This is a genomic window from Bradyrhizobium sp. 1200_D9_N1_1 (assembly GCF_052075915.1).
Classification (GTDB): domain Bacteria; phylum Pseudomonadota; class Alphaproteobacteria; order Rhizobiales; family Xanthobacteraceae; genus Bradyrhizobium; species Bradyrhizobium diazoefficiens.
Map to the genome: position 1 here is coordinate 6,618,922 of NZ_CP197226.1, position 14,220 is coordinate 6,633,141.

General features: G+C 65.1%; 13 protein-coding genes. 9 read left to right on the top strand and 4 right to left on the bottom strand.

The window, feature by feature from the left end; all coding sequences use genetic code 11:
* Positions 1-50 precede the first annotated feature (50 nt).
* Entirely contained in the window at positions 51-914 is an 864-nt protein-coding gene (locus AB5K84_RS31800) for a hypothetical protein (protein WP_028172288.1), read from the bottom strand.
* A gap of 307 nt (positions 915-1,221) precedes the next feature.
* On the opposite strand from AB5K84_RS31800, the gene AB5K84_RS31805 reads away from it, so the two are divergent.
* Positions 1,222-2,871 (top strand): glycosyltransferase family 39 protein, encoded by a 1,650-nt coding sequence (locus AB5K84_RS31805; protein WP_011085850.1) that lies wholly within the window; start codon positions 1,222-1,224, stop codon positions 2,869-2,871.
* Positions 2,872-3,054: 183 nt separating this feature from the next.
* Positions 3,055-3,834: a class II aldolase/adducin family protein gene (locus AB5K84_RS31810; protein ID WP_011085849.1), complete on the top strand. Its 780-nt coding sequence runs from the start codon at positions 3,055-3,057 to the stop codon at positions 3,832-3,834.
* Between the two features lie 302 nt (positions 3,835-4,136).
* On the opposite strand, the gene AB5K84_RS31815 is transcribed toward AB5K84_RS31810, so the two are convergent.
* The 3 genes from AB5K84_RS31815 to AB5K84_RS31825 all read right to left on the bottom strand — a co-directional run bounded on the left by AB5K84_RS31815 (position 4,137) and on the right by AB5K84_RS31825 (position 8,666).
* Positions 4,137-5,531 (bottom strand): M20/M25/M40 family metallo-hydrolase, encoded by a 1,395-nt coding sequence (locus tag AB5K84_RS31815; protein ID WP_011085848.1) that lies wholly within the window; start codon positions 5,529-5,531, stop codon positions 4,137-4,139.
* A gap of 54 nt (positions 5,532-5,585) precedes the next feature.
* On the bottom strand, positions 5,586-6,914 hold the full coding sequence (locus tag AB5K84_RS31820; protein WP_038965735.1) for a glycosyltransferase family 87 protein: 1,329 nt from the start codon (positions 6,912-6,914) through the stop codon (positions 5,586-5,588).
* A gap of 132 nt (positions 6,915-7,046) precedes the next feature.
* Positions 7,047-8,666, bottom strand: coding sequence for a helicase HerA-like domain-containing protein (locus tag AB5K84_RS31825; RefSeq protein ID WP_011085846.1), 1,620 nt, complete (start codon positions 8,664-8,666; stop codon positions 7,047-7,049).
* 347 nt (positions 8,667-9,013) lie between these two features.
* On the opposite strand from AB5K84_RS31825, the gene AB5K84_RS31830 reads away from it, so the two are divergent.
* The 7 genes from AB5K84_RS31830 (at position 9,014) to AB5K84_RS31860 (ending at position 14,220) form a co-directional block, all read left to right on the top strand.
* Positions 9,014-9,379, top strand: coding sequence for a hypothetical protein (locus tag AB5K84_RS31830; RefSeq protein WP_011085845.1), 366 nt, complete (start codon positions 9,014-9,016; stop codon positions 9,377-9,379).
* 24 nt (positions 9,380-9,403) lie between these two features.
* The gene (locus AB5K84_RS31835; protein WP_011085844.1) at positions 9,404-9,811 is read left to right on the top strand and encodes a DUF4332 domain-containing protein; all 408 of its coding nucleotides are present in this window, start codon (positions 9,404-9,406) and stop codon (positions 9,809-9,811) included.
* 276 nt (positions 9,812-10,087) lie between these two features.
* On the top strand, positions 10,088-10,948 hold the full coding sequence (folP, locus tag AB5K84_RS31840; protein ID WP_028172291.1) for a dihydropteroate synthase: 861 nt from the start codon (positions 10,088-10,090) through the stop codon (positions 10,946-10,948).
* Entirely contained in the window at positions 10,945-11,313 is a 369-nt protein-coding gene (gene folB / locus AB5K84_RS31845) for a dihydroneopterin aldolase (protein WP_027544155.1), read from the top strand. The genes folP and folB overlap by 4 nt, the downstream gene beginning before the upstream one ends.
* A gap of 1 nt (position 11,314) precedes the next feature.
* The gene (gene folK / locus AB5K84_RS31850; protein ID WP_011085841.1) at positions 11,315-11,806 is read left to right on the top strand and encodes a 2-amino-4-hydroxy-6-hydroxymethyldihydropteridine diphosphokinase; all 492 of its coding nucleotides are present in this window, start codon (positions 11,315-11,317) and stop codon (positions 11,804-11,806) included.
* Between the two features lie 81 nt (positions 11,807-11,887).
* On the top strand, positions 11,888-13,759 hold the full coding sequence (locus AB5K84_RS31855; RefSeq protein ID WP_011085840.1) for a methylmalonyl-CoA mutase family protein: 1,872 nt from the start codon (positions 11,888-11,890) through the stop codon (positions 13,757-13,759).
* Positions 13,756-14,220: a GFA family protein gene (locus AB5K84_RS31860; RefSeq protein ID WP_011085839.1), complete on the top strand. Its 465-nt coding sequence runs from the start codon at positions 13,756-13,758 to the stop codon at positions 14,218-14,220. Before AB5K84_RS31855 ends, AB5K84_RS31860 begins: the two co-directional genes overlap by 4 nt.

Here is a 14,220-nt window from a genome sequence, read left to right on the forward strand (position 1 = left end):
GACTGGCGAAGTGACAAGAAAGCTGGCGCTTTACTTGGCCCCGGCAGTCCTCAGGAGCGCTGGTCAAGATGCGCGCGCAACTCGTCGATCGAGGCAAAGCGCATCATGCCTTCCGGCATCTGCGCTTCGATCGAGCCGTCGGAATAGAGCGAATAGGCCATGCCGTCGACGACACCGGATTTGAGCACGGTCACGGGCGCCTGCTCGACCGCCGGCTCCGACTCCGGCTCGGGTGCAGGCGGCGGGGTAGCCTCGACAAAGGTCGAGGGCGAGCGCGGTGGCGGGCGGCGCGAGGCGGCCGGCGGTTCCGGCGGGCGCATACGATCCGGCTTCGGCCAGGCGTCGTCGAAGCTTGCAGGCGGCGTGTCCGGGCCGGCAGGCGCCGCGGGCTCGGCATGCGGCGGCGGGCCCTCGGTGGCCTTGGCCTCCGCACGCTCGCGTTCCTTTCGCGAGGTCGAGGCGAACAGCAGGTTGCGCCGGCGCGGCACTTCCGGAGCTGCGGGCGGAGCCGGAGGTTCCGGCTCCGGTGGCGGCTCGACGCGCGGCCGCTCGCGCATCGGTGCCTCGCCTTGCCATGGCGGCGGCGCGGCCGGCGATGGCGGGGCCGTCGGCTCGGCGCGCATCGCCGGAGCAGGCTCGGGCGCAGGCGCGCCGGGCAGCGCGAGACCCGGCAGCACGGGCCTGACGCGCACTTCGGACGGTGCGGCGGCACCGGCCAGCCGGCGGGCAATGCCCTTCAGTTCCAGCACCACCAAATGGAGGCCCGCCAGTAACATTCCGGAGCAGACGCCGATCGTGCCCGAGATTATGAGGGTACTGCCGAGGCTGAACTCCCTGACGGTGAAGCCAAACAGGATCGCAAGGAGGCCCGCCAGGACGGCGACAATCCCCGCGATCAATAATGCCAACGTCATCGAACTCACCCCCGGCCGCGCATCCATACGCGACACACGCCACGATACCGTCTTCCTGTGTTGCTCGCCAACGACGAATTGCGATCAGCGTTCCTAAAGGGAAGGAAATCAGGGACTTATTCACATTCCCTTCAGCTACGGATTGCTACTGCTACAGTGCTCTTGAGTTTCTGGATTTGCTGCGTCGCATCAGGAATTTAGCCATAATGCCCAATTACTTGGTAATGGAACTGCGCTATACGGAGTCCGGGGAGCAGGCCCGCGCGCACCAGCAGGGCCGAGAGGGGATTCCGGGTCACCAATAGCCATGACATCCATCACGACTTCGGCGATCGACACGCCTCTGCGGCGCTCGGTCGAACGGACTTGCGACGATCTCGCCATGCTGGTGCTGGCCGCGGTCGCCGTCATCGCAGGCCTGACCTTCCGCGATTACGGGCTCGGCTGGGACGACTACACCCACGCTGAATATGCCGATCTGTTGCTGCGCATGTTCGGTTCCGGCTTCAAGGACACCGCGGCGCTCTCCTTCGCCAACCTCTATATGTATGGCGGCGGCTTCGACATGGTCGCGGCCCTCCTGCACAAGGTCATTCCGCTCGAGCTGTTCGAGACGCGCCGCCTGGTCGGCGCGATCGTCGGCGTGATCGGGCTTGCCGTGACGTGGCGGCTCGGCCGCCGCATCGGCGGGCCGCTCGCAGGCCTCGCTGCGCTGCTTCTGCTCGCGCTCTGCCCGATCTTCTACGGCCACATGTTCATGAACCCGAAGGACGCGCCCTTCGCGGTGGCCATGATCATCCTGATGCTGGGCCTCGTCCGGCTCGCGGAGGAATATCCGCAGCCTTCGCCGCGCACGATCCTGATCGTCGGCTTAGGTGCCGGCCTGTCGATCGGCTGCCGCATCCTCGGCGGGCTTGCGCTGGTCTACGCCCTGATCGGCTTCATCCCGCTGTTCCTGGAGGAACTGCGCACCGAAGGCGTTCGCGAAGCGGCCCGCCGCTTCGCCCATGTCGTCTACCTGCTGCTGCCCGGCCTTGTGTTCGGCTATCTCGTGATGGGCCTGATCTGGCCGTGGTCGATCATGGAGCCCGGCAATCCCTTCGAGGCGCTGACCTACTTCTCGCACTTCTTCGAGAAGCCCTGGAAGGAGATGTTCGACGGCGCGATCGTGTCGGTCCCCGACATGCCCTGGTCCTATCTGCCGACGCTGTTCGCGCTTCAGTTGCCCGAGGTGATGCTGGTGCTGATGACCGGCGCCGTGGTCAGCACCTTCGCGCTGCTGCCGCGCGGCGAGGTTCCGGCCCGCCGCAAGACCATCCTGCTGATGCTGACGCTCGCCGCGACCCTGCCGCTCGCGATCGCGATGGTGAAGCGGCCCGCGCTGTACAACGGCATCCGCCATTTCGTCTTCGTGATCCCGCCGATGGCAGTGCTCGGCGGCGTCGCCTTCGCCTGGACCATGGAGCGCCTGCGCGCCAACCACCGAACCTGGCAGCCGGTCGTGCTCGCCACCTTCTGCTTTGGCCTTGCGCTCCCGCTCGCCGAGATGATCCGGCTGCATCCCTATCAATACACCCACTTCAACCACATCGCCGGCACGGTGCGCGCCGCCGACGACCGCTTCATGCTGGACTATTGGGGCCTCGCGCTGAAGCAGGCCTCCGACGAGCTGCGCGAGCAGCTGGTCGAGCGCCAGGAAGTGCCGCCGCGCAACCGCAAATGGAAGGTCGCGGTGTGCGGTCCGCAGCGTCCGGCGCAGGTCGCGCTCGGGCCCGACTTCACCATCGGCTGGGACTCCAATGCCGCCGATTTCGCCATGACGCTCGGCGAGTTCTACTGCAAGGGCCTGACCGCGCCCGTCATGGTCGAGATCAAGCGCGACGACGTGGTGTTCGCCCGCGTCTACGACATCCGCGGCAGCAGCATTTCCAGCCTGCTCTCGATCCCGGCACCGTAAGATCATTGTCCGATCGTACGGCCGCGTAGACGAAACGTCGCGTCGGACGGTTCTGAAATCCGGAACCTCAAACGCGCACTCCATGCGGGCGACGCTGAACTGCCGCGCTTTGAGCGCCTTGCCGCCGACCTCACCCGAGACTAGGCTCTTGCTCCGCAACAACGAGGTTCGGAGAGATTTGCCATGTCACCAGCGGAAGCGCGCCTGAAGGAAGTGCCGTCGAACATGACGGAGGCCGAGTGGCAGCAACGGGTCAACCTCGCCGCCTGCTATCGCCTCGTCTCGCTGTACGGCTGGGACGATCTGGTCGACACCCACATCTCCGCCCGCGTGCCCGGCCCCGAGCATCACTTCCTCATCAACCCCTACGGGCTGATGTTCGACGAGATCACGGCCTCGAGCCTCGTCAAGGTCGACCTGCACGGCAACCAGCTCTCCGAGAGCGAGTACAGCATCAACCCGGCCGGCTTCACCATCCATTCGGCGATCCACGAGGTGCGCGAGGACGCGATCTGCGTGCTGCATCTCCACACCCTCGACGGCACCGCGGTCTCGAGCAGCGCCGAAGGGCTGCTGCCGCTGAACCAGACCGCCCAGCTCGTCACCCACGACCTTGCCTATCACGACTATGAAGGCATCGCGCTCGACCACGACGAGCGGCCGCGGCTGCAGAAGGACCTCGGCGACCACAACCACATGCTGCTGCGCAACCACGGTACGCTGACGGTCGGCCGCTCGGTCGCCTCGGCCTTCGAGCGCATGTATCACCTCGAGCGCGCCTGCTCGATGCAGGTGCGCACGCGCGCGCTCGGCACGCCGGTCTATCCGGTCGAGGAGATTGCGATCGAGAAGAACACCGAGCTGCTCGCCAACCGCGACCGCGCCGAGCTGCGTGCGACCAACCTCGTCTGGCCGCCCCTGCTGCGCAAGCTCGACCGCGAGCTGCCGGGCTATCGGTCTTGAGATTTTCGGGATTTCGTGTAAGGTAGCTCTCAACTACCTCTGCACGTTCTGGAATGAAACGCCGCCCAATTCCGGGCGGCGTTTTTATTTGGGGCGGCAGTCATTGCGAGGAGCTCTTGCGACGAAGCAATCCAGACTGTTTCCGCGGCGGGATTCTGGATTGCTTCGCTCGCAATGACGAAGATAGAGATTTCGTAGGGTGGGCAAAGCGAAGCGTGCCCACCCCTTCGATCGCAATCGCGGAGAGATGGTGGGCACGGCGCGCGAAGAGCGCGCCTTTGCCCACCCTACGGCACCGTGTGCTACTTCACCTCGGCCAGCGCGGCGAGGATGCGCGCCCAGGAGCGGATGCCCTTCTGGAAGCTGCGGAGGTCGTACTTCTCGTTCGGCGAGTGGATGTTGTCGTCATCCAAGCCGAAGCCGACCAGCAGCGAGTCCAGTCCCAGCGTGCGCTTGAAGTCGGCGACGATCGGGATCGAGGCGCCCGAGCCCATCAGCACGGTCTCCTTGCCCCATTCCTCGGTCAGCGCCTTGCTGGCGGCGGCGAGCGGCTTCATGTTCCAGTCGAGCGCGACCGCGGGCGCGGCGGAATGGTCGCCGAACTCGACCTTGCAGTCGCCGGGAAGCCGTGCCGTCACGTAGTCGCGGAAGGCCTTACGGATCTTTGCGGGGTCCTGTCCCTCGACCAGACGGAACGAGACCTTGGCGGACGCATGCGACGGGATCACCGTCTTGGAGCCTTCGCCGATATAGCCGCCCCAGATGCCGTTGACGTCGCAGGTCGGACGCGAGGAGGCCTGCTCGATCAGGAGCCGGCCCTTCTCGCCGGCCGGGATCGACAGGCCGATCGGCTTCAGGAACATCTCCGGCGTCAGGTTGAGCTTCTTCCACTGCTCCAGGATATCGGGCGGCAGGTCCTTCACCCCGTCATAAAAGCCGGGGATGGTGATGCGGTTATCGTCGTCGAACAGCCCACCGAGAATTTTCGTGAGCACCCGGATCGGGTTCATCGCGCTGCCGCCGAACACGCCGGAATGCAAATCGCGATTGGCGGCGGTGATCTTCAGCTCTTCATAGAGCAGGCCGCGCAGCGACGTCGTGATCGCCGGCGTGTTGCGGTCCCACATGCCGGTGTCGCAGACCAGCACGTAATCGGCTTTGAACTCGTCCTTGTTGGCCTCGATGAAAGGCACGAAATTCTTCGAGCCGACCTCCTCCTCGCCTTCGATCAGGAAGGTGACGTCGATCGGCAGCGAGCCCGTCACCTTCTTCCAGGCGCGGCAGGCCTCGACGAAGGTCATTACCTGGCCCTTGTCGTCCTCGGCGCCGCGGGCGACGATGATCTTGCGGCCATCGGCATGATCGGTGACGGCAGGCTCGAACGGCGGACGGTGCCAGAGGTCCAGCGGATCGACCGGCTGCACGTCGTAATGGCCATAGAAGATCACATGCGGTCGCCCGCCCGCTCCGGTCTTGCCGACGATGGCGGGATGGCCGGCGGTCGGCCTCACTTCGGTGGCGACACCCAGGCTCGCGATATCCTTGGCGAGATGCTCGGCCGCGGCCTTGCAGTCGTTGGCAAAGGCCGGATCCGCCGAGATCGACTTGATCCGCAACAGCGAGAACAGGCGCTCAAGGCTGTTGTCGAAATCCTTGTCGATGTGGTCGAGCACGGATTGAAGCTGGGCATTGGCCATGGTCGGATTCCTGACTTTCGAGTCTCAAGATGGCTTCTCAAGAGGTCTTGGGTTTCAAGAGGTCTTGGGTTTTAGCGCTGCCGCGGCGCCGGAGCCAGCCGTAACCGGCGGATGCCGGATGTGCCATGCGAGGCTCCCCGCGAGGATGGCTGTGGCGAGGAGGTTGTTGCCCCAGGCCTGGAAGGCATTGGGAAACCACGGCAGTGCCAGCAGCATGAGACATCCGCCCGCGCCGAGGGCAAGCCAGGTTCCCAGCCGCACATTCGCCCGCTCGTCGAAGGCGGCGCGATGCATCAGCACCGTCATCGGGAAGAACAGCCACATAAAGTAGTATTGCCGCGCCAGGGGCGATGCCACCGTCATCAGGCAGAACAGAATGCCGAGCTCCTCGGCATCCGAGCGCGCCGTTCGAAGCCGTTGCGGCGGCATGACCGCGACGAAGCCGAGCCCGAGCAACGCCGACAGCGCGAGCACGATCCAGTTCGCCGTCCTGTAATCGACGTCGATGATATTCATCGTGCGCGGCGGCTTGCTGGGATCCTCCTGATTGTAGTTGATCGGACGAACCAGGCGGTGCGTGACGGCAATGATGGATTGGTTGACCCACGACCAGTTCTGCTCGTCGCGCTGGCCAAAGCCCTTTTCCGAGCTCGCCCCGACCATGCCCTGATACCAGATCGCAAGCTCGGCCGCGTTGCGCTCGAAGCCGCGAATGGGCGCCGGCACAACATAGAGAAGGATGCCGGTGAAGGCGGCCGTAGCGACGGCAGCCGCCCACTTCCGCCGCCAGACCAGATAGGGCAGCACCGCAATCGGAAACACCTTGATGGCGGTGGCGAGCGCGAACATCAAGCCCGCGAGCCAGACGCGCTGATGCTGCAAGCACCAAAAACCGTAGAGCATCATCGCCAGCAGGACGAGGTTCGGCTGGCCGAGGTCGAACATGTCGAACACGAAGGTCACGGTGACGAAGGCGGGCAGTGCCTCCAGCCAGGGGCCGGGCTTGCGGCCCGAGCCGGTCATGACATTGGAGAGTGTCCCGGTGTACCACCACGCCAGCGCATTCAGGACCGACAGCACGATGTAGAGCGGGATCTTGCCGAACCAGCTCGGGATCGCCAGCAGGATCGCCGGCAGGGGTGGATAGATGAAATCGAACGGATAACGGAAGTCGCTCGGATAGAGCGAGCCACCATGCAGCACCTGCTGCCCGGCCCAATACCAAAGCGCATAGTCCTTGGTCTTGCCGTGGCCGAAAATCTCCGGGCCGAGGACGTCCGCGGTCAGGATGAAGCAGCAAAAGAGGAAGAGCAGGTCCAGCGGCGCGCGCAGCGACAGGCGTCTCGGCGCATCAGGTTTGGCTAGCGGGTCGGTTGAGGTCACAATAGGGTCCAGTCCAGCGTCGACATAGCACGTAGCAGACCGACGAACGGTTGGAGAGCACCTCACCTGAAATTGTACCCGTGGCGAGGCGGCCGCGCCAGCGCGCGGATTGCCTCCAATCGGGCTTTCTGCCTACCGACGCAGCAAGCCGCCGAGCGCGCCGCGGACCAAGGTGCGGCCGATCGAGCCGCCGAGCTGGCCGCCGACCGACTTGCCGAGATTGGCGGCCATCCCTCCGATCACCTGGTTGGTCACCGATCGCGTCACGTCGCGCGCAATGACCTGGCCGGCCGACAGGCGGCCGCGCTTGACATTGGTGCCGAAGATGGTGCCGACGATCGAGCCGATCTGGCCGAGGATGCCACCGCCGCCGCCCGCCGGAGCATCCGCCGTCGCCGCGGTGCCGGCGATGCGCTTCTGGATCATCTCGTAGGCGGACTCTTCATCAACGGCGGTGTCGTATTTGCCCTTCACCGGGCTCGCATCCATGATCGCCTTGCGCTCTTCCGGCGTGATCGATCCGATCCGGGCCGACGGCGGCCGGATCATCACCCGCTCGACCATCGCCGGCGTGCCGTTGCCTTCGAGGAAGGACACCAGCGCTTCGCCCTTGCCGAGCTCCATGATCACCTTGGCGGTGTCGAGCTTCGGGTTGGGCCGGAAGGTCTGGGCCGCGGCAGCGACCGCCTTCTGGTCGCGCGGGGTGAAGGCGCGCAGCGCGTGCTGCACCCGGTTACCGAGCTGACCGAGCACGCGGTCGGGCACGTCGATCGGGTTCTGCGTCACGAAGTAGACGCCGACGCCCTTGGAGCGGATCAGGCGGACCACCTGCTCGATCTTGTCCATCAGCGCCTTGGGCGCGTCGTTGAACAGCAGATGCGCCTCGTCGAAGAAGAACACCAGCTTCGGCTTCGGCAGGTCGCCGGCCTCGGGCAGCTCCTCGAACAGCTCCGACAGCATCCACAACAGGAATGTCGCGTAAAGCCGCGGGCTCTGGAGCAGCTTGTCGGCGACGAGGATGTTGACCATGCCGCGGCCGTCGCGGTCGGTCCTCATGAAGTCCTTCAGCGTCAGCGCCGGCTCGCCGAAGAACTTGGTGGCGCCCTGGTTCTCCAGCACGAGGAGCTGGCGCTGGATGGTGCCGACGGTGGCCTTGGTGACGTTGCCAAATCCCTGGGCGGCCTTGCGGATGTCGGCAAGCGGATCGTCGGCGGCGTCCGGCCCCTTCTTGCTGCTGTCGGGCACGATGGCATCGAGCAACGCCCGCAGATCCTTCATGTCGATCAGGACAAGGCCGTTGTCGTCGGCGACACGGAAGGCGACGTTGAGCACGCCCTCCTGCACGTCGTTGAGGTCGAGCATGCGCGCGAGCAGAAGCGGCCCCATCTCGGTGACGGTCGCCCGCACCGGGTGGCCCTGCTCACCGAACACATCCCAGAACACCGTCGAGAACTGGTCGGGCTGGAACGTCAGCCCCATCTCGGTGGCGCGCTTGACGATGAAGTCCGCGGGCACGCCGACCTCGGAGATGCCGGAGAGGTCGCCCTTGATGTCGGCCGCGAAGACCGGAACACCGGCGCGCGCAAATCCCTCTGCCATGACTTGCAGCGATACCGTCTTGCCGGTTCCGGTTGCACCGGTGACGAGGCCGTGGCGATTGGCGAGCGCCAGCGTCAGCCATGCCTGCTCGTCTCCCTTGCCGACGAAGATCTTGTCGTCGGTGTCGCCGAGCTTGCTGTCCTGTGCGGTCATTATTCTCTCTGATCCGTCTGCCGTATTTCGCGTATTGAAACTCAAATGCCAGTTCCGTAGTTTAACGCATGTCGCGCGCCGATTGAAACCGTTCAGCGCGACCTGATCATGCGACATTGTCGGAAAACAAGTGCACGACATCCGCCGAAAGTAGGAACTGCGCGTTCGCACCGCGGTAATTTACTGCTGATTTCGTCTCCGCTCTTGCATCGCTGCAACACTTTTCGCGGGTTCTAAGCTGAATCGCATGTTCGCCTCCGTTCATAGCTTGTATTTCACACCACACCGGCTCAAGATCATTTTGAAAACAATACTCCGGCATGTGAACCGGCTGAGGGGCAGGCCATATGGACGAGCTGATCGGGCGGCTGGCGACGAACGCCAGCATAGATAGTGCTGTCGCTGAAAAGACGGTCGGCATTATCCTGGGCTTCCTTCGCAACGAAGGCCCTTCCGAGAACGTCGAAGCCCTGATCAATCATATTCCCGGCGCGGAAGCGGCGATCGAGGCGTCCAAAAGCGGTGGCGGACTGTCGCGGCTGATGGGCGGCGGCCTGATGGCGGTTGGCACGCGCCTGATGGGCTTGGGACTTGGCATGTCCGAGATTCAGACCATTGCTCGTGAACTTTTTCGCTTCGGCCGAGACAAAATCGGAGCGGATCAGATGGGCAAGATCATCGCAGGGACGCCGGGCCTCAGCCAATTTGCCTGAGCTACGCTTTTCATATCGAGCATCATGACATATCCGATTTCCGAGATTGAGGGCCTGCCGGCCTTTGCCGCCAACAAGTTGAAGGCGCAAGGAATCCGCACGACGGACGCGCTGCTCGAGGCGGCCTCAACCGTGAAGGGCCGCAAGGCGCTGTCCGCCAAGACCGGCATCAGCGAGCAGCAGCTTCTGGAATGGGCCAACGTCTCCGACTACATGCGCATTCCCGGGATGGGCCGTGCCAAGGTCGGCCTGGTCCGTGCCGCCGGCGTCACCACCGTGCGCGAGCTCGCCTATCGGAATCCGGCAAGACTCGCCCAGAGCATGCGCGAAGCCAACGAGAAGAAGAAGCTCCTCCGCATCCTGCCCTCGGAGAAATCGGTCGGCGACATCATCGCCAAGGCCAAGAAGCTGCCGCCGAAGATCACGTATTAGGCCTGCTGCTCACTGCATACGAGCGCTGAAGCCACACCTTCGCCGGGACGACACCGGGGGTAAGAGTGGACGGCTGTCTCAACAACGTCATTGCGAGCGCAGCGAAGCAATCCAGACTGCCGCCGCGGAAAGATTCTGGATTGCTTCGCTGCGCTCGCAATGACGGAGCGTGGGCAAGAGCATCGTTCCCTCACTGGCCCCGGAACGGATCGGCGCGACCGGATCGCCCCCAATCCCGTCTTGACTCCCCCTCCCCGACCGCGCACATCCACGCGCATGAATGCCTTGCCATCCCCTTCCGTCCCGCCGGCCGGCTCGGCCGGGCGTGACGTGCTGCGGACACTGCTGGAACGGCCACTCCCGGCGGTGATGGGCGTGCTCAACGTCACCCCGGATTCCTTCTCCGACGGCGGCGATTTCATCGCGCCCGACCTGGCGCTCGAACGGGCCCGGGCGATGATCGCCGATGGCGTCGACATCATCGACATCGGCGCGGAGTCCACCCGGCCCTACAAGGGCGCCAAGGCCGTCACGGCCGAGGACGAGCTTGCCCGGCTGAGGCCGGTGCTATCGGGCGTGGTTGCGCTCGGCGTGCCGGTCTCGATCGACAGCATGAAGGCGGAGGTGGTGGCCTTCGCGCTCGACCAGGGCGCGGCGATCGCCAACGACGTCTGGGGCCTGCAACGCGATGCCGGCATGGCGCCGCTGGTAGCCGCCAGAGGCGTCCCCGTCATCGTCATGCACAACCGCGAGAGCGTGGATTCCGCCATCGACATCATCGCGGACATGAAGGCGTTCTTCCTGCGCTCGCTGGATATCGCCGCCAAGGCCGGCATCGCACGCGACAAGATCGTGCTCGATCCCGGCATCGGCTTCGGCAAGACCGCCGAGCAGAGCATGACCGCGCTGGCGCGGCTGCGCGAATTCGACATGTTCGGCCTGCCGATCCTGGTCGGCGCCTCGCGCAAGCGCTTCATCGCCTCGGTGTCGCCGTCGGAACCGAAAGAGCGGCTCGCCGGCTCGATCGCGGCGCATCTCATCGCCGCGCAGCGCGGCGCCAGGATCATCCGGACCCATGACGTCGCCGAGACCTTGCAGGCCCTGCGGGTCGCGAACGCAATCGAGAGCAAGCAATGACCGATACGATCTTCGTGACCGGCCTGTCGATCCACGCTCGCCACGGCGTCATGGATCACGAAACCGAAGTCGGCCAGCGTTTCGTGATTGATCTCGAGCTCTATACCGACCTGTCGGAGCCTTCGCGCACCGACCGGCTCGCCGATACGGTGTCCTACGCCGAAGTCGTGGCGACCACGACGGCGGCGTTCAAGAACACCAATTACAAGCTCTTGGAACGCGCCGCCGGCGCGGTGGCCGACGCCATCCTGTCGCACTTCCCGCGCATCCGCGCCGTGAAGATCACCGTGCACAAGCCGCATGCGCCGATCGCTGCGATCTTCGACGATGTCGGCATCATGCTGACGCGCTCGCGGCACCCTTGATATGGCGAGCGTGCTGATCGCACTGGGCGGCAATGTCGGCGATGTCCGCGCGACGTTCGGCAAGGCGATCGCGCACATCTGCGGCATGGCGCAGGCCGCGCTGACCGCGCGCTCCTCGGACTATGCAACGCCGCCCTGGGGCGATGAGGAGCAGGATCCCTTCATCAATGCCTGCATCGAGATCGAAACCGGCCTCGATCCGCACGCGCTGCTGTTCGTGCTGCAGAAGGTCGAGCAGAAATTCGGCCGCACGCGGACCAAGGAGCGGCCCTGGGGGCCGCGCACGCTCGATCTCGACATGATCGCCTATGACGATGTCAGGCTGCAGAAGCCCGACCTGACCTTGCCGCATCCGCGTCTGTTCGAGCGCGCCTTCGTGCTGGTGCCGCTGGCCGAGATTGCGCCCGACCGCGTGATCTCAGGCATTCGCGTGCGCGACGGGCTTTCCAGCATCTCGACGCAAGGCATTGAGCGGCTTCCGGATACCGGTTAACCAAAAACAACCGTTTGCAGGGACGGTCCGCCGTGGCAATTTCGCCTGCGAACAACAAGATTTTCGGGAGCCCTTCGCCGCATGACCTCCGTGACTGACGACCTGCCGCTGGCGGCGGATTTTCCCAAGGCAACGGTCGAAGACTGGCGCAAGCTGGTCGATGGCGTGCTCAAGGGCGCGCCGTTCGAGAAGCTGGTCGGCAAGACCTATGACGGCCTGAAGATCGATCCGCTCTATCCGCGCGCCAGGGGCGTTGCGCCCGTGGTCGGGCGGGCTGCTGCCGCGCCGTGGCAGATCATGCAGCGGATCGACCATCCCGACGCGGCGGCCGCGAACGCGCAGGCCTTGCAGGATCTGGAGAATGGCGCGACCGGGCTCGCGCTGGTGTTCGCCGGTGGCAATGACGCCCACGGTTTCGGCCTGGAACCGACAGCCGACGCGGTCGCAAAGGTCTTGAAGGACATTCATCTCGATGCCGGCATCGGCATCGAGCTTCAAATCGGTCCGCAATCGCGGATGGCCGCGATCCATGTCGCGGAATATGTAAAGAGCAAGGGCCTCGACCCCGCGGCCTGCGACATCCGCTTCGGTCTCGATCCGCTCGCCGCCTGCGCGGTGTGGGGCCACAGCCCTTACACCTGGGAGGAGATCGCTCCTGCCCTCACCGGCGCGATCAAGGGTCTCGCCGCGCTCGGCTTCAAGGGGCCGTTTGCGTCCGCCGACGGACGCGTGATCCACGATGCCGGCGGCTCGGAAGTGCAGGAGCTCGCCTTCGTGCTCGCCTGTGGCGTCGCCTATCTTCGCGCGATCGAAGGCGCCGGCGTTCCGCTGGAAGCCGCGCAGGGCATGGTCTATGCGCGGCTCGCCGCGGACGCCGACCAGTTCCTGACCATGGCAAAATTCCGCGCGCTGCGGCTCTTGTGGGCGCGCATCGAGACGGCATGCGGACTGACGCCGAAGCCGTTGTTCATCGCCGCCGATACTGCCTGGCGCATGCTGACGCAGCGCGACCCCTATGTGAACATGCTGCGCGCGACCATGGCGACGTTCGCGGCGGGGCTTGCCGGCGCCAACGCGATCACGGTGCTGCCGCACACGCTGGCGCTCGGACTACCCGATCCGTTCGCGCGGCGCGTGGCGCGCAACACGCAACTGCTGCTGCTGGAGGAGAGCAACCTCGCCAAGGTCAGCGATCCCGCGGCGGGCGCAGGCGGCATCGAGACGCTCACGGCACAGCTTTGCGAGGCGGCCTGGGCGCTGTTCCAGGAGAGCGAGAAGGCCGGCGGCGCCTTTGCCGCGCTTCAGCAGGCCCTGTTCCAGAGCAAGGTCGCGGCCGCCCGCAAAGCGCGCGATGCCAACATCGCAAAACGCCGCGACGTCCTGACCGGCGCGAGCGAGTTTCCGAACCTGCATGAGCGCGAGACGGCGGTGCTGAAGGCGACGCCGGTCGCGCTCGCACCCTACGGCGAACAGAAATACAAGTTCGACGCGCTGCCGCCGATCCGGCTGTCGGAACCGTTCGAAGCGCTGCGCGACAAATCCGACGCGGCGTTGAAGGCGCGCGGCGCGCGGCCAAAGGTGTTCCTCGCCAATCTCGGCACGCCCGCCGATTTCACGGCGCGCGCAACTTTTGCGAAGAGCTTCTTCGAGGCCGGCGGCATCCAGGCCATCGACAGCGAGGGTTTTGCTGATCCGGCCAAATTGGTCGCCGCGTTCAGGGCCTCCGGTGCAGAGCTTGCCTGCCTTTGTTCCAGCGACAAGGTCTATGCGGAACACGCCGAAGCCGCGGCGAAGGCCCTGCAAACCGCAGGCACCAGACATATCTATTTGGCAGGCCGCCCGACCGAGGCCGAGGCAGGTTTACGGGCCGCCGGCGTCACGGGTTTTGTCTTCGCCGGGGGCGATGCGCTTGCCACGCTGCAAGACGCCTATCGACGGATGGAGCAGGCATGACCGAGCCAGGCAAACCAGTTCTCACCGGCGGCTGCCAATGCGGCGCCATCCGCTTTGCGGTCTTGGCAGCGCCGGCGAAGATCAGCATCTGTCATTGCCGGATGTGCCAGAAGGCGACCGGTGCGCCGTTCGCCTCCTACGCCGACATCGAGAAGGGTGATTTCGCCTGGACCAAGGGCACGCCCTCTGCGTTCCGCTCCTCGTCCATCGCGATGCGCGATTTCTGCGCCGCCTGCGGCACGCCGCTGAGCTTCCGCCGCATCGACGGCCCACGCATCGAGATCATGACCGGTACGTTCGATCGTCCGGATCACGTGGTGCCGACACGGCAATATGGAACCGAATCCCGCCTCGGCTGGGTGGTCGGGATCGCCAATTTGCCGAGCCAGACCACGCAACAGAATTACGGGCCGGAGAAGATGGCGACCATCGTCAGCCATCAGCATCCGGACCATGATTGA